A 19,959-nucleotide genomic window follows, 5' to 3' on the forward strand; every position below is an offset into this window, starting at 1 on the left:
GAACTTGCTACTACGCGACGGTCGGGACCGGCGGTACGCCACCGCTCCAGACGTCAGAACGCAGGTGTGCTGATGCAACAACCATCGTCCTCGAACGGAAGAATAGGCACCGCACCGCCCGACAGCGCGTTTCCGCTGTCGGCAGCCCAGCGCGGCATCTGGTTCGCCCAGCACATCGCGGGCGATACGCCTATCTCGATCGCACAGTACGTCGAACTGATCGGCGAACTCGATCTCGACGCGCTCGCCGCGGCCGCCAAGCAGACCGGACGCGAATTCGGGACCGGATATCTCCGGCTGCTCGATGTCGAGGGTCAGCCGTACCAGCTCGTCGACACCACCATTGTCGACGAACTCACCGTCATCGACCTGCGCGACAAGCCCGATCCCGAGGCAGCGGCACATGCCTGGATGCGCGCGGAGTACTCCGCGCCGCTGGATCTGCTGCAAGACCGATTGGTCGCGGTGGCCATGCTGCGGCTGGCCGATGACCACTGGTTCTGGTACTCGCGCATGCACCACATCGTGCTGGACGGTATGGGTGCGCTCGCACTGGTACAGCGCACCGGCGAGATCTACAACGCCGCCATCGAGGGCAGCGAGGCGCCGCCCGCCAAGGCCGAACCACTGCACAAGATCGTCGACGCCGATCTGGCCTACCGCGGCTCGGACCGATTCGACGCCGACCGTGAGTACTGGCGCGAGCATCTGGCGGGGATGGCCGACCCGGTCAACCTCGCGGGTCGCGAGGCCGATGTCGACGCACCGCCGAGCCGGGTCTCGGGCGCACTGCCCGCCGCGACGGCCGAATTGCTCGATACCGTGGCGAAGGCGGCCGGCTCGAACGCCGCGCCGACCATCGTCGCCGCCTTCGGCGCCTATCTCGCCGCGATGACCAGTGCGCCCGAAGTGGTGCTGAGCCTGCCGGTTTCGGGACGCACCACGGCGGCACTGCGCCGCTCCGGCGGTATGGTCGCCAATGTCGTTCCGATGCGCCTGATGTTGTCACCGACCACCACGGTCGGTGACGTGATCCGGGCGGCGCAGAGTGAGCTGACCGGGGCGCTGCGCAGACAGCGTTACCGGCAGGAGGACATCGTCCGTGATCTCGGCTGGTCGATGGACGAGGCGTCGTCGTTCGGTCCGGCAGTCAATTTGATGATGGTGGACACCAGGATTCAGCTCGGCTCGGTGACCGGACGACTGCATGTGCTGACATCCGGGTTGATCGATGACGTGTTTTTCAACCTGTATCCGGGCGTCGGCGGCGAGAGCACCCACATCGATCTACAGGGCAACGGGAACCTGTACAGCACCGATGAATTGGCAGCACATCATGCCCGCTTCTTGATGTTCCTGCGCGCGTTCCTGGCCGCCGGACCGGATGCGCCGCTGGGTACCGTCCAGGTCATCTCCCCGGAGGAACAGGATCAGCTGGTGCCCGCGCGTGGACCCGAGGCGGTCGCCCCGCGCACCCTCCCCGAAATCATCGCGACCGGTGCCGCACTCGACCCGGAGGCGGTGGCGCTGCGGAGCGGCGATACCAGCATGACCTACCGTCAGGTCGACGAGCACACCAACCGCCTGGCCCGCGTGCTGATCGCGGCGGGCGCCGGACCCGAACGCACCGTCGCGATTTCGATTCCGCGTTCGGCCGAGTCCGTCCTCGCCACGCTCGCGGTGGCGAAGTCCGGTGCGGCATTCGTCCCCATCGACCCGACCTATCCCGCCGACCGGATCGAGCATATGGTCGGCGACAGCGGGGTCGTCGCGGGCTTGACCGTGCACCCGGCGCGAAAGTCCTTGCCGGACCGCGTGAATTGGCTGCTGCTCGACGACGACGCGACGGCTGAAGCGGTGGGCGCGCAAGATTCGGCGGCGATCACCGATGCCGAACGCCGCGGGCCGATACACCTGGATCAGATCGCCTACATCATCTACACCTCCGGATCGACGGGACTGCCCAAGGGTGTGCTGGTGTCGCATCGCGGCCTGGCGAATTTGGTCACCGGTTCCGGCGCCGGATTCGGTGTCAACGCCGATTCGGTAGTGGCACACGCGGTTTCGCCGAGTTTCGATATTTCCGTCGAGGAGATCCTGGTCACCCTCGCGGCGGGTGCGACGCTCGCCGTCGTGCCGCCGACGGCGTATGCAGGCGAGGAGATGGCCGAAGTTCTGCGCGCGCACCGGGTCACCCATCTCAATGTCACCCCGACCGTGGTGGGCTCGCTGGACCCGGCGACGCTGCCGGATCTGCAGACGATCGTCGTCGGTGGTGACGCGTGTCCGCCGGAGTTGGTGACCACCTGGTCCGGGCGGACGCTGTTGAACGGGTACGGGCCCACCGAAACCACCGTCACCGTGACCTTGAGCGGGCCATTGCGCCCCGGCGGGCCGGTAACCATCGGCAGCATCGTCCTCGGCGTCACGGCTGTCGTGCTCGACCCGTGGTTGCGGCCGGTGGCCCGCGGCGCGGTCGGTGAGCTGTATCTGGCCGGCGCGGGCGTTGCGCGCGGCTATCACCAGCGCAACGGGCTGACCGCCAGCCGTTTCGTCGCCAACCCGTACGCGCCGGGTGAGCGGATGTACCGCACCGGGGATCTCGTGCGGTGGACCGCAGACGACGAACTGGAGTACCAGGGCCGCAGCGACTTCCAGGTCAAGGTGCGCGGTTTCCGCATCGAACTCGGCGAGATCGATGCCGCGCTGCAACGGCAGCCCGATGTCGACTTCGCACTCACCATCGGCGCGAAGACTCCCACCGGAGTGACCGCACTGGTGACGTACGTTCTCGGCAAGCCCGGCACCGAGATTCACCCGGAGGCACTGAAAGCCGCTGCCGGTGAGACGCTTCCGGCCTATATGGTCCCCTCGGTAATCATGGTGCTCGACAGCATTCCGCTGACACCGCTCGGCAAGGTGGACCGCAGGGCCCTGCCCGCACCGGATTTCAGTGTCCGAGCCGCTGCGGGCCGGGCGCCGTCGACACCGCGCGAAGCGGCACTGGCCGACTTGTTCGCCGATGTGCTCGGACTCGAAACGGTCGGTGTCGACGACAGCTTCTTCGCACTCGGCGGTGACAGTATCGTCTCCATCCAGCTGGTATCGCGCGCGAAGGCCGCCGGGATCGGCTTCAGTGCACGAGATGTGTTCGAGCGCAAGACCGTTGCCGCGCTGGCCGCTATCGCGACCGACGTGCGCGCGCAGACCGTCACCGAACTGCCCGGCGGCGGGGTCGGCACCGTGGAGCTCACGCCGATCGTGCACGCCATGGTGGAGCAGGGACCGACCTGGAACCGCTTCGGTCAGGCTGTCTTGATCGGTCTCCCGGAGGCTTTCGGCCGCGACCAGCTCAGCGCCGCGGTCCAAGCGCTCATCGACCATCACGATGTGCTTCGCTCCACCCTGCGGCACACCGAGCAAGGCTGGGAATGGGTTGTCGCCGAGCGTGATTCGATAACCGCCGATGATTTGATCGAGGTAGTCGCGACCGACGCGGACTCCGACGACAGTTACGAGCGGGAACTACAACAGGCGGCGGATCTGCTGGATCCCGAGGCGGGCGTCGTCACGCGCTTCGTGCTGATCGAGCGGGCGGGGGCCGATCCTCTTTGCTGGCTGGTGCTGCACCATCTGGTGACCGACGGTGTCTCCTGGCGAATCCTGCTGCCGGACCTGGCGATCGCGGCGACGGGCGGCGCACTCGGGCCCGTCGGCACCTCCTTCCGGCGGTGGGCACACGGTCAAGCCGAACAGGCGCCCGAGCGGGTAGCCGAACTGCCGCTGTGGCAACAGATGCTGGCCACCCCGGATCCGGTCATCGGCTCGGCGGCACTGGATCCCGCAGTCGACGTCGTCGCCACCATGGGCCAATGCCGGACCACCGTCGACCCGGATATCGCCAACACCGTAGTGGCCACTCTGCCCGACCAATTCCATTGCGGCGCAGACGATGTGCTGCTCACCGGGCTCGCCCTCGCGGTGAGCCGCTGGCGCGATCGCAATACCACGCTGCTCACTCTGGAAGGCCACGGCCGCTCCGAGACGCTCCTGCCAGGCGCCGATATCGCCCGCACGGCAGGCTGGTTCACCAGCATCTACCCGGTGGCCATCGATGTGACCGGTATCGATCTCGACGACGCGTTCGCCGGTGGCGGCGCGGCGGGCACCGCGATCAAGAAGGTCAAGGAACAGCTGCGCGCGGTGCCGGATAAGGGCATCGGCTACGGCATGCTGCGCTATCAGCATCCGGAGTCCGCCGCCGCCCTCGCGGATACGCCGATCCCGCAGCTCAGCTTCAACTACCTCGGCCGTGCGCTCACCGGCGGGCACGCGGGAGCTTGGTTGCCACAGCGTTTCGCGGCGACGCACAACGAGTCGGCGCCACTGGCCGCGGTCGTCGATATCAATGCCGTGCTCACCGATGTCGGCTTGGAGGTCACCTGGGCCTACGCCTCGCGGCTGCTCGACGAGGCGGATGTCGGTCAGCTCGCCGAGCTGTGGTCGCAGGCGCTGGGCGCGCTCGCGGCGCACGCCGGCTCGCCGGACGCGGGCGGACGCACCCCGTCGGACTTCGAACTCGTCGCGGTGCCACAACAGCAGATCGAGAGCTGGGAACGCACCTACCCGAATCTCGTCGACGTCTGGCCGCTTTCGCCGCTGCAGTTCGGTCTGCTCTTCCATGCGCTCTACGACACCGATACCGCCGACGACTACACCGTCCAATCACTGCTCACCCTGGCGGGCACCGTCGACGCCGCCCGCTTGCGCAGTGCGGCACAGGCCTTGCTGGAACGGCACGAGAACCTGCGCGTCGCCTTCGCCGAAACCGACGACGGGCCGCGCCAGCTCGTTCTCGCCGGCGGCGAAATCCGCTGGCACGATATCGATCTCACCGATATCACAGACGCCGACGAACGCGACCGCGAAGTCGACCGCCTCATCGCACTCGATGCCCGCACCCGATTCGAACTCCACCGCCCACCGCTGATCCGCTTCACCCTCATCCGCACCGGGGCCGATATCTATCGGCTGGTCATGACCAATCACCATCTGGTGCTGGACGGCTGGTCTACGCCACTGCTGGTGCGCGAGCTGCTGACGCTCTACGTCACCAGGGGTGACACCTCCGCATTGCCGCCCGCGCACTCGTACCGGGAGTTCCTGACCTGGCTCGATGAGCAGGACAACGAGGCCTCGCTCGCGGCCTGGACGCAATCGCTGGCCGGCGTGGATACGCCGACGCGCGCGGTCCCGTCGCTGGCCGGGATCGAAACGACCGAGGCCGGAATGATCACTCACGACCTGACTCGCGCCACGCTCGAGCGGCTGGAGACCACCGCACGCGAATCCGGCGCAACGGTGAATACGGTGGTGCAGGCCGCATGGGCAATGCTGCTCGCCATGTCGACCGGGCGCACGGATGTGGTGTTCGGCGGCACCGTATCCGGTAGGCCACCGGAACTGCCCGGTGTCGAAGAGATGGTCGGGCTGTTCATCAATACACTCCCGGTACGGGTCCAGCTCGATCCCGCGGAGAAGGTCGCCGACCTGCTGACCCGCATCCAGGCCGAGCAGGCGCGCCTGCTGGACCACCAGCATGTGGGGCTGGCCGCCATCCACCGGGCCGTCGGCCTCGCCGAACTCTTCGACACGCTCACCGTATTCGAGTCATATCCGATCGACCGGGAGGCGCTGTCGCAGGCGCTCGATATCGCGGGTATGCGGGTGCTCGATGTCGAGGGCACCGACGCGACGCCCTACCCGTTGGGCCTCATGGTCATTCCGGTGCACGGCGAAGACGGGCACGACACACTGCGCATCAACCTGAAATTCATGGCCGACCAGCTCGATCTCACGGCGGCACAACCACTGCTGGATCGTTTCGTCCGGCTACTGACCCAACTCGCCGACAACCCGAATGCCCTCGTCTCCCAACTGCAATACTGCGACGACGCCGAACTGGCCACCCTGCTGCCGGTGCGCGGCGCGGAATCGGTTCCACCGCAGACACTTCCGGACATCCTGTCGGCGGGCGCGCGCATCGATCCCGATGCCATCGCGATCACCGCGGGCGATCTCAGCATGAGCTATGGCGAACTCGACGCCTGGTCCAACCGCTTCGCCCGGGTACTGCTCGGCCGCGGTGTCGGTCGGGAGATCTTCGTCATACTCGCACTAACCCGATCACTGGAATCCGTGGTGGCCGTCTGGGCGCTCGCCAAGTCCGGTGCGGCCTTCCTACCGCTGGATCCGAGCTATCCGGTGGAGCGGATCGAGCACATGCTCACCGATTCGAAGGCGCCGATCGGAGTGACCGTCACGGCGACCGGTGAGACACTGCCCGGCACCATCGATTGGCTGCTGCTCGACGACCTGAACACGATTCGACGGGTCATGCTCGTCTCCGACGCGCCCATCACCGACGAAGAGCGCGGCGGCCCCATCAATATCGACCAGACCGCCTACCTGATCTACACCTCGGGCTCCACCGGTAAGCCCAAGGCGGTCCTGGTCAGCCATCGTGGCCTGGCGAATATGGCCACCGCACAACAAGAGGCCCTCGAACTCGGTCCCTCTACCAGTTCGCTACAGGTCGCTTCGCCGAGTTTCGACGCATCGGTCATGGAGCTGCTGATGGCGCATTCGACGGGTGGCCGCTTGGTGGTAGCGCCACCGGATGTCTACGGCGGCAGCGATCTCGAACATCTGCTGCGTACCGAACGGATCACCCACGCCGCGGTCACGCCATCGGCGCTGGCCACCATGGAACCGGCCGATCTACCCGACCTGCGGGTGCTCGGGATCGGGGGCGAGGCCGGCGCACCCGAACTGATCGACCGGTGGGCGGTCGGGCGGCGGATGGTGAATCTATACGGCCCCACCGAATTCAGCGTCTGTGCGACCAACCCCGCCGAACTGCTGCCGGGGAAACTGGTCACCATCGGCGGCCCGATCCGCGGCGCGTCGAGTCTGGTGCTCGATACCTGGCTGCGACCGGTTCCGGTGGGTATCGCGGGTGAGCTGTACCTGGCCGGTCCGGCGCTGGCACGTGGTTACTTCAATCGGTTCGCGATGACCGCGGCGCGCTTCATCGCGAATCCGTATGGCGCGGCCGGGGAAAGAATGTATCGAACCGGCGATATGGTCCGATGGGTCCTCGGAGCCGACGACGCGCTCGAACTGGAGTACTTGGGCCGCAGCGACTTCCAGGTCAAGATCCGTGGTCTGCGCATCGAACTCGGCGAAATCGATGCCGTGCTCTCACGCGACGAACAGGTCGAATACGCGGTGACCATCGGCCTCACCGGACCGGCGGGCGCGACCGTGCTGGTCTCGTATGTCCTGCCGACCCCGGGCACCGAACTCGATCCCGAGCGCCTGCGGGAGCGGGTGGCGGCCGAACTGCCCAGCTATATGGTGCCCGGATACCTGGTCGTGCTCGAGGACATTCCGCTGACCCCGGTCGGCAAACTGGATCGCAAAGCTCTTCCGGTGCCGGACTTCTCGGCCACCGACCGGCCGTATCTCGCGCCGCGGACACCGGTCGAACAGGCGGTCGCCGCGGTATTCGGCGAGGTGCTCGGCAGCGAGCAGGTCAGCGCCGATCAGTCGTTCTTCGAACTCGGCGGCAATTCACTCAGTGCGACCAAGGTTGTCGCCCGGATCAATTCGTCCCTCGGCTCGACCATCGCGCTGCGCGATCTGTTCGACGCGCCGACCGTCGCCCAACTGTCCGCGCGGGTCATCCCGGCCACCGACGGCAAGCCGGGCCGGTTCGCGCTCGCACCGCGCATCCGTCCGGACCGAATTCCGTTGTCCCCGGCCCAGCAGCGCATGTGGGTACTCAATCGGATGGATCCGGCCTCGCCCGCGTACAACATCGCGGTCGCCTTGCGGCTCACCGGAAACCTCGATGTGGCGGCGATGCAACATGCGCTCGCCGATGTGGTCGAGCGGCACGAGAGTCTGCGCACCATCTACCCCGCCGATGCGGAGGGACCCCGTCAGGTGGTGATCGGTACGGCGGCCGCCGCGCCGGAGTTGACCGTGATCGACGCCGGAGATACTGCGGCCCTGCGTCATCGGATCAATGCCTTGGCGGGCACCGGATTCGATATCACTACGGAGCCGCCGCTGCGGGTCGGCATCTTCCGGATCGGCGACGGCACCGGTGCGAACGGCAAGGGCTCGGTGCCGGTGTCCTCCGGCGCCGGCGCGGGCATTCCGCCGGTGTCGTCGCACGCTTCGATGGATGTTCCGCCGGTGTCGTCGAGTCCCCTCGTAGCCGTGGCGCCGGTTGTGATCGAACCGCCCTCGGTGCATGTCGTCGTGCTCGTGGTCCATCACATCAGCGCCGACGGCGCCTCGATGGCGCCAATGGCGGCCGATCTGGTCGCTGCATATTCGGAGCGGACCAGCGGTGCCGACACGACCCGCGTACCGCTCGGCGTGCAGTACGCCGATTTCGCGCTGTGGCATCGGGAGTTGCTCGGTAGCGAGTCGGATCCGGAATCGCTTGCGGCACGGCAGATCCGGTATTGGTCCGATATCCTCGCCGGTGCCCCGGATGTGTTGGAGCTGCCCGCCGATCGCCCGCGCCCGGCAGTGCAGTCGATGCGCAGCGCCGACGTCGATTTCACGCTGGACTCGCAATTGCACGGCGCCATAATCGAATTCGCGGCCACGAACAATGTCAGCGTATTCATGGTCGTGCACGCCGCTCTCGCGGCGCTGCTGGCACGGCTCGGCGGGACCGACGATGTCGTGATCGGCACGCCGGTCGCGGGCCGTGGCGAAGCGGCGCTCGACGAACTCGTCGGCATGTTCGTCAATACGCTCGCCCTGCGCACGCCGGTCGATCCGGGAACCGGATTCCGGCAGTTCCTCGCGAGCGTGCGGGCCGCGGATCTGGATGCCTTCAGCAATACCGATGTGCCGTTCGAACGGCTCGTCCAGGTACTCAACCCGACCAGATCGACCGCACACCATCCGTTATTCCAGGTGTCGCTGTCACTGCAGAACTTCGTGGAACCGGTCCTGGAACTGCCCGGATTGCGGTTCGAGGTAGAGGATTTCGATCGCGGCGCCTCGCAATTCGATCTCACACTCGACCTGCGCGAACGTTTCACCGCCGACGGTCCGGACGGCATCGAGGGTGTACTGACCTACGCGACGGATCTTTTCGACGAAGCCACGGTGGCGACCTTCGCCGATCGATGGCGCCGCGTGCTCGCCGCGATCGTTGCGGATATCGATATCCGCCTGGCCGATATCGATATCCTCGCCGAATCCGAACGCACCGAGCTGGTTCCGGTACGCGGTGCCGAGACCGCCGGGACCACGACGCTCACCGCGGCGCTCACCGCATCCGCCGCGTCCCATCCGGACCGCCCGGCTTTGGTCGCTGACGGCCGCACGACGACCTACCGTGAACTCGACGCGATGTCGAACCAGTTGGCCCGGCTCCTGCTCGAGGCGGGCATCGGCACGGAAACCGTCGTAGCGCTGGGTCTCCCCCGGTCCGCCGAACTGTTGATCGGCATGTGGGCGGCCGCGAAGGCCGGTGCCGCCTTCCTGCCGGTCGATCCGAAACATCCGGTGGACCGGATCGATCACATGCTCACCGATTCCGGTGCTCGGGTCGGCCTCACCCTCGCCGCCTATCGGCAACTGCTGCCCGACAGCACCGAATGGCTGGTGCTCGACGATGCCGAGTTCATCGGTCGCCAACGGGCGGCAAGTGACGCAGCGTTGCCGTCGGAGTCGATCCGTCTGGACAACCCCGCCTGGATGATCTACACCTCGGGTTCGACCGGAACACCCAAGGGCGTCTCCGTCTCCCATCGCGGTATCGCTGATCTCATTGTGGCACAACGGGAATCGCTCGGCGTCGACGAGAGTTCCCGGGTATTGCAGGTCGCCTCACCGAGTTTCGATGCATCGATCTTCGAGGCGCTGATGGCCTTCGGCTCCGGCGGCGCATCGGTGGTGGCGCCGCCAGAGGTCTTCGGCGGTAGCGCACTCGCCGAATTGATTGCCGCCGAACAGGTCACGCATATGGTGATCACACCATCGGCACTGGCCACCATCGATCCCGCCGAGGTGTCGGGTGTACGGATGCTCGCGGTGGCGGGCGAGGCGGTCGGCGCCGAATTGGCCGAACGCTGGTGTTCCGGCCGGAGCATGCTGAATCTGTACGGTCCGACCGAATTCACCATCTGGACAACGGGTTCCACGTCGCTCGTCGCGGGCACACCGGTCACCATCGGTGCGCCCATTCGCGGTGCTGCCGTACTGGTCCTGGATGATCGGCTGCGTCCGGTGCCAGTCGGTGTCGCGGGCGAGCTGTATCTCGCGGGCTCCGCACTGGCCCGCTGCTATCACGCCCGGCCGAGTCTGACCGCCGCGCGCTTCATCGCGAACCCCTTCGGCGGTCCCGGTGAACTCATGTACCGCACCGGTGACCTGGTGCGCTGGACTCGCGCGGCCGGGTTGGAGCTGGAGTACATCGGCCGCACCGACTTCCAGGTCAAGGTGCGCGGTCAGCGCATCGAGCTGGGTGAAATCGACGCGGTTCTCGGTCGCGCGGACGGGGTCGACTTCGCGGTCACCCTCGGCGTACCCGGCCCGACCGGATCCACGGCGCTTGCGGCTTATCTCGTGCGCAAGCCCGGTGTCGAACTCGATATCGCCCGCGTGCGCGCCTTCGCCGCCGATACCTTGCCCGCGTATATGGTGCCCGCCGCATTCGTGGTCATGGACGCCATCCCGCTCAATGCCGTGGGCAAACTCGACCGAAAAGCATTGCCGGAACCGGAATTCGTCGTCGAACAGACCGAGTACCGCGCTCCGACGACTCCCACCGAGCAAATCCTGGCGCAGATCTACGCTGAGCTGCTCGACCGCGACAAGGTCGGCGTCGACGATTCGTTCTTCGCGCTCGGCGGCGACAGCATCATGGCGATCAAACTTGTCTCCCGCGCGAAAATGCACGGCATCCAGTGCACGCCGCTGCAGGTCTTCGAACATCGCACGGTTGCCGCATTGGCCGCGGTGGTAGCGGGGCCGGTGGTGACGCTCGACGAACTGCCCGGCGGCGGGATCGGCGAGTTGCCGCTCACCCCGAGCGTGCACGAGCTGGTCGAGCGTGGCGGCGATATCGACCGCTGCGTGCAGTCCGTGGTGTTGGAACTTCCGGTCGGCGTCGAGCGTGCGCAACTCGTCGCGACACTCGCCGCGGTGGTCGATCGGCACGACATACTGCGCTCGCGGCTCTGGCGGACCGAGGACGGTTGGCAGTGGCGGGTCGACGAGCCCGGCTCGGTCGATGTCGACGCGCTGGTGCACCGCATCGAATACGATGCCGCCGCCGACGCGCTCGATCTGCGCGAATACGCGGCCACCGAGCTGGATTCCGCGGCGAGCCGGCTCTCCCTGGCGAATGGCGTTGTGCTGCAAGCTGTCTGGCTGGACCCGATCGGCGATGCCGGAGCCAGGACGCGATCCGGCCGCCTGATCGTGGTGGCACACCGACTCGCCGTCGACAGTGCGTCGTGGCGAATTCTGGTGGCGGACTCGATCGCCGCGTGGGCGCAGGTTTCGGTCGGGAACACACCTGTTCTCGCCGACGTCGGTACGTCGATGCGTCGGTGGTCGCATGCCCTCGTCGAGGAAGCGCGGACCGAACGGCGGAGTGCCGAACTCGAGTACTGGCAGGACATGATCGCCGGTCCCGATCCGCTGATCGGCTCCCGAGAGCTCGATCCGGCGATCGATCAGGCGCACACACTGCGCACGGTCGAATTCGAGGTATCCGAGGAGGTCACCACCGCGCTGCTCACCACACTGCCGGAACTGTTCCAGGGCGCGGTCACCGATGCCCTGCTCACCACGCTGACATTGGCGCTGGTGCGGTGGCGGAATGTGGACGAGTCGACGGCACTGCTGCGCTTGGCGGGCGATGGCAGGCGGGATGTGATCCCGGGTGCGAATCTGAATCGGACACTCGGCTGGTTCACGAGTATCTACCCTGCGCGGCTGGATCTGTCCGCGATCGATATCGATGACGCCTGCGCGGGCGGTGCGGCGATGGGTGCGGCGATCCGTGCGATCAAACACCAACTGCTCGCGGTGCCGGACCATGGCATCGGATATGGGATGCTGCGCTACCTCAATCCCGCTGCGGCAGAACAACCTCCGTCTCGACTTCCGGGCCGGATCAGCTTCGAATACCGCGGTCGGCACTCGGATCTCGACATTCCCGCCGGACTCGAAGGGCTCGGCTGGTCCCCCACCGATGAATTCGGCGATCTGCACGCCGATGAGCATCCCGAACTCCCGGTCGCGTCCGCGATAGAGGTCAGCACAGTCGTCATGGACGATCGGTTGCACGCGAATCTTCGCTTCCCGGAAGCACTCGTGGACCGCTCCAAGATTGCCGAGTTGTCCCGCCTTTGGTCCGAGATTCTCAGTGCGACAGCTCATTTCGTGCATACGCCCGCAGCCCAACGCGCTGCCGACGATGAGGCCGCGACGATCGCCGCACAGGTTGCGGCACGCAAAACCGCCGCCGCACCAGGCGGACTCGGTCTCGATGTGCTGCTGCCCATCCGGCTCGGCGGGACCGAACCCGCACTGTTCTGCATTCACTCGTCGTCCGGAATGTCCTGGAGCTACTTGGGATTCGCGGAACGACTGCGGCCCGGCCGCCCGATCTACGGTCTACAGGCCCCGGAACTCAGCGGTCGCGAACCGGCGGCGCGCTCCGTCGAGGAGTCCGCCGACCGGTACATCCGCGAAATCCGCGCCGTTCAGCCGACCGGGCCGTACCACCTGCTCGGCTGGTCCTTCGGTGGCCTCATCGCACACGCCATGGCGGCGAAACTGCAGGCCGCGGGCGAAACCGTCGGCGTCGTAGCACTTCTGGACACCGACCATGCCGACATCGACAGCGACACCATCGAACAGCTTTCCGCGGGCGCATTCGTCAATACCTTCGGCGCGATCTTCGGCATCGACGATGTCCCCGCCGAGGCTACCGCCCAGGAGGCCGCCGAACTCATCGAGGCCCGGCTCGGTATGGAACTCATCGACCCCGAGATCATCGAGCGAATGGCGGCTTCCTACAACGCGGCCGCGCGCACCCGCACCGGCTACCACCGCCCGGTCTACCAGGGCGACCTGCTCTATTTCAGCGCCACCGTGGACAGCTCCGATATGGTCGGACCGGACGGTTGGCGGCCCTACGCCTCCGGCCGGGTCGTCAACCACGATATCGACCTCGCCCACAACGACCTGACCTCGCCACACGCACTCTCGATCATCGCGCCGGTACTCGATGAACACCTCGCGGCAGCGCCGCCCCCGGAACTCGGCACATGACCCGAATCACCTATTCCCACCAGCACGGTGTGCTCGCAGACCCACCAGGACTGGCGTTGGCTGATCCAGGTCGACGACGAATCACCGGCGTCGGTACTCGCCGCCCTCGGCGAGTGCGGCGCCGCAGACGATCCGCGAATCAGCCTCGCGGTCAACGGTTCCCACGAAGGTACGGCCATCACCCGCAATGTGGCCCTCGGCCGGGCCATTGCCCACTGATCCACAGTCTCGACGATGAATTGGCGCCCACCGCACACGCCGCGCTGGTTGCGCATCCGACCGCGGGATTCGCCGTCGGCGCGACCCAGGATCTGCGGGCGCTCGCTCACAGCTGGTTCCCAGCCTGGGCCCACATACCGCCTAGCCTGCGTCCATAGCGTCACGGTCGACAGCTGACCGCGACGACGGAAGGACAACGCAGTGAGCGCACAGCCCGCGCACCGCCACGACGGCGACGTACACGAGCACGATCTCGGACTCGCCCACGATATGAAGGTGATGTCACGCCGCCGGGCCCTGGCCTTCTTCGGCGCAGCCGGGGCGGCGACGGTGGCGGCCGGCTGCGCATCGGCGACGACCACCAGCGCCACTTCCTCCACCACCGCCGCCGGCACCACGACCACCAGCACCGGGACGGTCACCGCCGCACCGCAGGAGACCGCGGGCCCGTACCCGGGCGACGGCTCCAACGGACCCAATGTGCTCATCGAATCCGGTGTCGTCCGATCCGATATCACCACCAGCTTCGGCGCGTATTCCGGTGTCGCACAGGGTGTTCCAGTGACACTACGATTGAAGCTGCAGGACTTGGCCAAGAGCGGCGCCGCGGGCACCGGCATGGCCGTCTACGTCTGGCATTGCGACCGTTCCGGTGAATACTCGCTCTACGGCAAGAGCATTACCGACCAGAACTATCTGCGCGGCGTCCAGGTCGCGGATGCCAATGGCGAGGTGAGCTTCACCTCGATCTTCCCCGCCTGCTACTCCGGTCGCTGGCCGCATATCCATTTCGAGGTCTACGACTCGCTCAGCACCGCCGTCGCGGGCGAGAACGCCCGCCTCACCTCACAGATCGCACTGCCGCAGGACGTCTGCAGCACCGTGTTCGCCGCGGACTCCGGATACGCGCAGAGCATCAGCAACCTTTCTCGGATCTCACTCGCCTCGGACAATGTCTTCGGCGATGGCTGGGATGCCGAAATGGCCACGGTCACCGGCACTCCGAGTTCGGGTATGACCGTCTCGATCACCGTCGGCGTCGCCGAGAAATCGCAGAACACCCAGTCCGGCAATGGCGGCACGCCACCGGGACAGGGGAGTCCCGGCGGACAAGGTGGCCCGGGCGGTCCCGGCGGGCAGGGCGGACCGCCGCCGCGCACCAGGTAGGCAGACAACTCGGCCCCCGACCCGTACTCGACGGGCCGGGGGCCGATAACGCGAAACCTATCGCGCGACTCCGCTTTCAGCGCCGATCTGCCGCGCCAGCGCCCAGATCACCAGCACGTCGAGTGCGACCATCACCAACGACCAGAACGGGTACATCGGCGCGAACAGGCAGTTGTCCAGCAGGCTGATCGAGGCCGTCACGATGCCCGCGAGATAATCCCAGGTCCGTCCGGTGATAATGCCGCGCGACGGCGGGTCACCGGAGACGTGGCGCGGATGCCCCGCCCTTCAGGCGGGGCATGGATTCAATTACTGAGACTGATCTCTTCTGCCCGGCCCGGGGGTTCGCGATCCACCACCGGGCGTGGCCGGGCCAGCGCACTGGGCCACCAGATCCGGTCACCGATATCCAGCGTCAGGGCGGTGACCAGGATCGAACGCACGATCACGGTGTCGAGCAGCACGCCGATGGCGATGACAATGCCCATTTCCGCGAAGGTCACCACCGGCATCGTCGCGAAGACCGCGAATGTGCCTGCCAGAACCAGTCCGGCCGAAGTGATCACGCCGCCCGTTGCGGCCAAGCCGATGAGTGCGCCCGCCTTGGTGCGATGCTTGATCGCCTCCTCGCGCACCCGCGACATCAGGAAGATGTTGTAGTCGATACCGAGCGCCACCAGGAAGACGAAGGTCAGCAGCGGCAGTCCGGCGTCGGCGCCCTTGAAACCGGCCAGATCGAAGATCCAGCGGCTCAGCCCGAGCGCGGCGAAATAGGACAGCACCACGGTCGCCGTGAGCAGAATCGGCGCGGCCACCGCGCGCAGCAGCATCATCAGGATCGCCATCACAATGGCGAGCACCACCGGCACGATGACCCGATTGTCATGTGCCACAGCGCGTTTGATGTCTAGCACGACGGCGGTCTGGCCGCCGACCCTGGCCTGCGGATCCACCGCGTGCACGGCCGCACGCACCCGGTCGATGGTGGCCTCGGCGGCCCGACTGTCCGGCGGATCCGTGAGCGTGCCCTCGAGATAGGCCAGATCATCCTTGACGATCGGTCGTGACGGCGCGGTAATTCCGGGTGTCGAGCCGAAGGCGGTCGCGACCGCATCGACGCGCGCGGACGAGGCGACGACCATAACCGGCTGACCGGTGCCCGCCTCGAAATGCCGTTCCAGCACCTCGGTTCCGGTGACGGCGGCGGATGAGCCGACGAAGGCGTCCTTATTCGCGATGCCCTCGGCCTCCAGCCCACTGACACCGAGTGCGAGTGCACCGAGTGCCAGCGTGGTGCCGATCCAGACGGTGCGCGGCCGCCGGGCAATCGCGAATCCGACGCGCGCCCAGATGCCGGATTCGGTCTCGTTGACGGTGCCGAAATTCGGATGCCGCGGCCAGAAGATCCACCGGCCGACGATCACCAGCAGCGCGGGCAGCAGCGTCAACATGGCCAGCAGTGCCACCGTGATTCCGATGGCGCAGACCGGCCCGATGCCCTTGGTCGAGTTCATTTCCGCAACCAGCAGCGCCAACATCGATACGATCACGGTGCATCCGCTGGCCAGCACCGCAGGCCCGGCGCGATGCAGTGCGACCGCCATCGCCTCATGTTTATCGGGATGGCGGCGCAGTTCCTCGCGATAGCGCGCAACCAGCAGCAGCGCATAGTCGGTGCCCGCGCCGAAGACCAGGACGGTGAGGATGGCCTGGCTCTGTGCGTTGACGGTCAGCCCCACCTTGGTCGCGCCGAATACCGCGGCCTGCGATATAACCAGCGCGAAACCGACGGTGATCAGCGGGAACGCCCACAGCATCGGACCGTACGTGAGCAGCAGAATGACGATGACGACCGCGGCAGCCGAGTACAGCAGCAGACCGTCGATCCCCTTGAACACCTCGCCGAATTCGGCCGCGTACCCGGCCGGTCCGGTGGCATAGAAGGACAATCCGTCGGGTCGCTCCCCCGCCGCGTCATTGATCGCACCGACCACATCCGTCAGGCGGTTCCAGCCCTCGGATCCCATCGAGATCGGCACCAGGATTTCCAACGCCTGACCATCGCCGGACTGGATCGGGCCGAGCATCTTATCGGGCACCACATGCTCGACCTGCCGGAACCGGTTGGCATCGGCGCCGACCGTCAGCCGATCGGCCGCGGTGATCCCGTCGCGGCGCTCGTACACCAGTACAACCGGAACATCGTCGCTATTGCCGAATTTCTCGGCCCGCTTGAATGCCTGGGTGGATTCGGCACTGTCCGGCAGCCAGGTGACATTGTCGTTCTTCTGTGCGCCGGTGAGGTTTCCGGCGAAGCCACCGAGTGCCAGCAGGGCGATGATCCATACGCCGACTACCACCCATTTGCTCCGGCGGCCACTCGGCACGCGCGAGAGTCGGCCGAGCAGATCGGACATATCCGGATCGGTCGGTGCGGACATCGAACCCCCTCGGTAGCCGCCACACAGTCGGACCGATGCTACTGCCGGGCTTCGCCATCCGCGAGTGAAAATGTGATGCTGCGCCCACTTCGGCGCGGCCGACCAGGCTCGGAGCCCCATCGGTTGCCACCGAGCGATCGCAGCAATCTCGGTGCCGACATCAGAACCACGTGTCCCCAGTGCGTCGGGCCCGCGACCCGCCGGTCCGCAAACCGCAGGCGACCGCGGTGACGACGTCGGTATCGATGCACGGATTTCGCGGCGCGTGCCGCACAATGGGTGCCGCACGCGGTGGTCACCGGCGCATCTGCGCCATTGCGAAAGACGCCGCTGCGACACAAGGTCTTGTGCTGCACGGACTTGTCACCCCCAAGGAGTAGTGTTCAGGGCGTAGCAATTCCGTGACGGCAGCGTGCTCGGGAAGGGTGTGGAGGCAGGATGAAACTGATCGATCGGGTGTCGGCCATCAACTGGAATCGGGTGCCCGACGAGAAGGATGCCGAGGTCTGGGATCGCCTGACCGGCAACTTCTGGCTGCCCGAAAAGGTGCCGGTGTCCAACGACATTCCGTCCTGGAACACCCTCACCGCCGACGAGAAGCAACTGACCATGCGGGTCTTCACCGGCCTGACGCTGCTGGACACGATCCAGGGCACAGTCGGCGCGGTGAGTCTGATCCCGGACGCCGTGACGCCGCACGAGGAGGCGGTGCTCACCAATATCGCGTTCATGGAGTCGGTGCACGCGAAGAGCTACAGCTCGATCTTCTCCACGCTGTGCTCCACCCGCGAGATCGATGACGCGTTCCGCTGGTCGGAGGAAAACCGGAACTTGCAGCGCAAGGCCGAGATCGTGCTGGAGTACTACCGCGGCGACGATCCGCTCAAGCGCAAGGTGGCCTCCACCCTGCTGGAGAGCTTCCTGTTCTACTCCGGCTTCTACCTGCCGATGTACTGGTCCTCGCGGGCCAAGCTCACCAACACCGCCGACCTGATCCGCTTGATCATCCGCGACGAGGCGGTGCACGGCTACTACATCGGTTACAAGTACCAGAAGGGTCTGGAACTGCTCGGCCAGGCCGAACGCGACGACCTCAAGAACTACACCTTCGAGCTGCTCTTCGAGCTCTACGACAACGAGGTCGAATACACCCAGGATCTCTACGACGAGGTAGGCCTCACCGAGGACGTCAAGAAGTTCCTGCGCTACAACGCCAACAAAGCACTGATGAACCTCGGCTACGAAGGCCTGTTCCCCAAGGACGAAACCGAAGTCAACCCGGCCATCCTCTCGGCCCTGTCCCCGAATGCCGACGAGAACCACGATTTCTTCTCCGGCTCCGGCTCCAGTTACGTCATCGGTAAGGCCGTCAATACCGAAGACGAAGACTGGGAGTTCTGACACGAGCTGCTACCACGAAGCCCGGCCCGGCCAGCCGCTCGAGCCGGGTTTCGTGGATCCTGAACTACTTGTCGCCCTTGCTCCCGCAGAATCTGTAGGACCTGAGCAACATCGGACTTCAGCGTCCCACGTCGCCCGCGAAGGCCGCGGCGCTTGCCGGTGACCGGGTCGGCCGGAAGCCGATCAGATGTCGCATACTGGCTCGATACGCCCATGAATTCGAGTTCGGATCTGGTCTCGGGCGCGTCGTCAACGGTGCGACGCAACAACCCATCGGGCAGCGCAAGTTTGTGGACCGTCCGCAATGCCTGCAAAAATTGTTTGGTCAGCGAACCACTGGTGTAGGGCAGGTCGTATTCGTCACACAGCGCACGTACCCGCACCGCGATCTCGGCATAGCGGTTACTCGGCAGGTCGGGAAACAGATGATGCTCGATCTGATGGCTGAGATTTCCTGACATGAACGCCAGCACCGGCCCCGCCTCAAAGTTGGCAGTGCCGAGTAGTTGCCGGAGATACCACTCACCACGGGTTTCGTTGTCGAACGCCTCGATAGTGAACTTCTCCGCACCGTCGGGGAAGTGCCCGCACATGATGACGATGAACGACCATACGTTCCGCAGCAGCAGCGCGCTGGCATTGGCACCGAGCGTTTGTTTGAACGCTGGACCTGTCAGTGCCGGATAGAAGATGAAGTCTTTGCCGAGTTGACGGGCGATCTTTCGTGCGAACTCCCGGTTCGGCTTCGATAACAACCGTCGGCGCGATGTGTGCGTGAACCGGCGTTCCAGCGCCCAGTCGTGCACCGAGATCGCCCACTCGAAAAGCGCCGCGACAACAAGACTCGACACCGGTTGAAACAGGTGAACCGGACGCCACGGTTCGTCACGAGTCATTCGCATGACGACGAAGCTCAGATCCTCGTCCATGCCGACGACATTGGTGTATGTGTGATGGAAGTGGTTGTGCGACCGCTTCCAATGCGCCGACGGACCGACGAAATCCCACTCCCACGACTTGGAATGAATCTCCGGATCGTTCATCCAATCCCACTGACCGTGGCTGATATTGTGTCCGAGTTCCATCATTTCGATGATCTTCGCGAGAGCCAACATCGCCGTGCCCACCAGCCATGCCGGTCGCCGTCGACTCGCGAACAACGTCAATCGCCCGCCCAACTCCAGCATCCGCTGTGCTCTGATCGCACGCAGAATATAATTGGCATCGCGTTCACCTCGTGACAATTCGATGTCTCGACGAATCGCGTCCAGTTTCGTGCAGAGGGAATCGATATCTTCTTCGTTCAGATGGGAAAATGTCTTTATGTCCGTGATCGCCACGGGCATCC

At 65.8% G+C, this 19,959-nt stretch carries 7 protein-coding genes; 4 read left to right on the forward strand and 3 right to left on the reverse strand.

Going from position 1 to position 19,959, the window contains the following annotated elements; translation table 11 throughout:
• The first annotated feature begins 72 nt into the window (after positions 1–72).
• From OIE68_RS22510 to OIE68_RS22520, 3 genes are all read left to right on the forward strand, one after another.
• Positions 73–13,383: a non-ribosomal peptide synthetase gene (locus OIE68_RS22510; RefSeq protein ID WP_327101316.1), complete on the forward strand. Its 13,311-nt coding sequence runs from the start codon at positions 73–75 to the stop codon at positions 13,381–13,383.
• A gap of 27 nt (positions 13,384–13,410) precedes the next feature.
• Positions 13,411–13,602 carry a hypothetical protein gene (locus tag OIE68_RS22515; RefSeq protein WP_327101317.1) on the forward strand — a complete coding sequence of 64 codons (192 nt, stop codon included), beginning with the start codon at positions 13,411–13,413 and terminating at the stop codon, positions 13,600–13,602.
• 201 nt (positions 13,603–13,803) lie between these two features.
• Positions 13,804–14,769 carry a dioxygenase gene (locus tag OIE68_RS22520; protein WP_419150732.1) on the forward strand — a complete coding sequence of 322 codons (966 nt, stop codon included), beginning with the start codon at positions 13,804–13,806 and terminating at the stop codon, positions 14,767–14,769.
• A 57-nt stretch (positions 14,770–14,826) separates the two neighbouring features.
• On the opposite strand, the gene OIE68_RS22525 is transcribed toward OIE68_RS22520, so the two are convergent.
• The gene (locus OIE68_RS22525; protein WP_419150784.1) at positions 14,827–15,009 is read right to left on the reverse strand and encodes a DUF7144 family membrane protein; all 183 of its coding nucleotides are present in this window, start codon (positions 15,007–15,009) and stop codon (positions 14,827–14,829) included.
• Between the two features lie 65 nt (positions 15,010–15,074).
• Complete coding sequence (locus OIE68_RS22530) at positions 15,075–17,210, reverse strand: MMPL family transporter (RefSeq protein ID WP_327101319.1); 2,136 nt, start codon at positions 17,208–17,210, stop codon at positions 15,075–15,077.
• Between the two features lie 438 nt (positions 17,211–17,648).
• Between OIE68_RS22530 and nrdF the strand changes: the two genes are divergently transcribed.
• The gene (nrdF, locus tag OIE68_RS22535) at positions 17,649–18,611 is read left to right on the forward strand and encodes a class 1b ribonucleoside-diphosphate reductase subunit beta (protein ID WP_327101320.1); all 963 of its coding nucleotides are present in this window, start codon (positions 17,649–17,651) and stop codon (positions 18,609–18,611) included.
• Here nrdF and OIE68_RS22540 read toward each other — a convergent pair.
• On the reverse strand, positions 18,560–19,951 hold the full coding sequence (locus tag OIE68_RS22540; protein ID WP_327101321.1) for an acyl-CoA desaturase: 1,392 nt from the start codon (positions 19,949–19,951) through the stop codon (positions 18,560–18,562). The two genes, nrdF and OIE68_RS22540, sit on opposite strands and share 52 nt — an antisense overlap.
• Positions 19,952–19,959 lie beyond the last annotated feature (8 nt).

The sequence above is a fragment of the Nocardia vinacea genome, from assembly GCF_035920345.1.
GTDB classification, from domain to species: Bacteria; Actinomycetota; Actinomycetes; order Mycobacteriales; family Mycobacteriaceae; genus Nocardia; species Nocardia vinacea_A.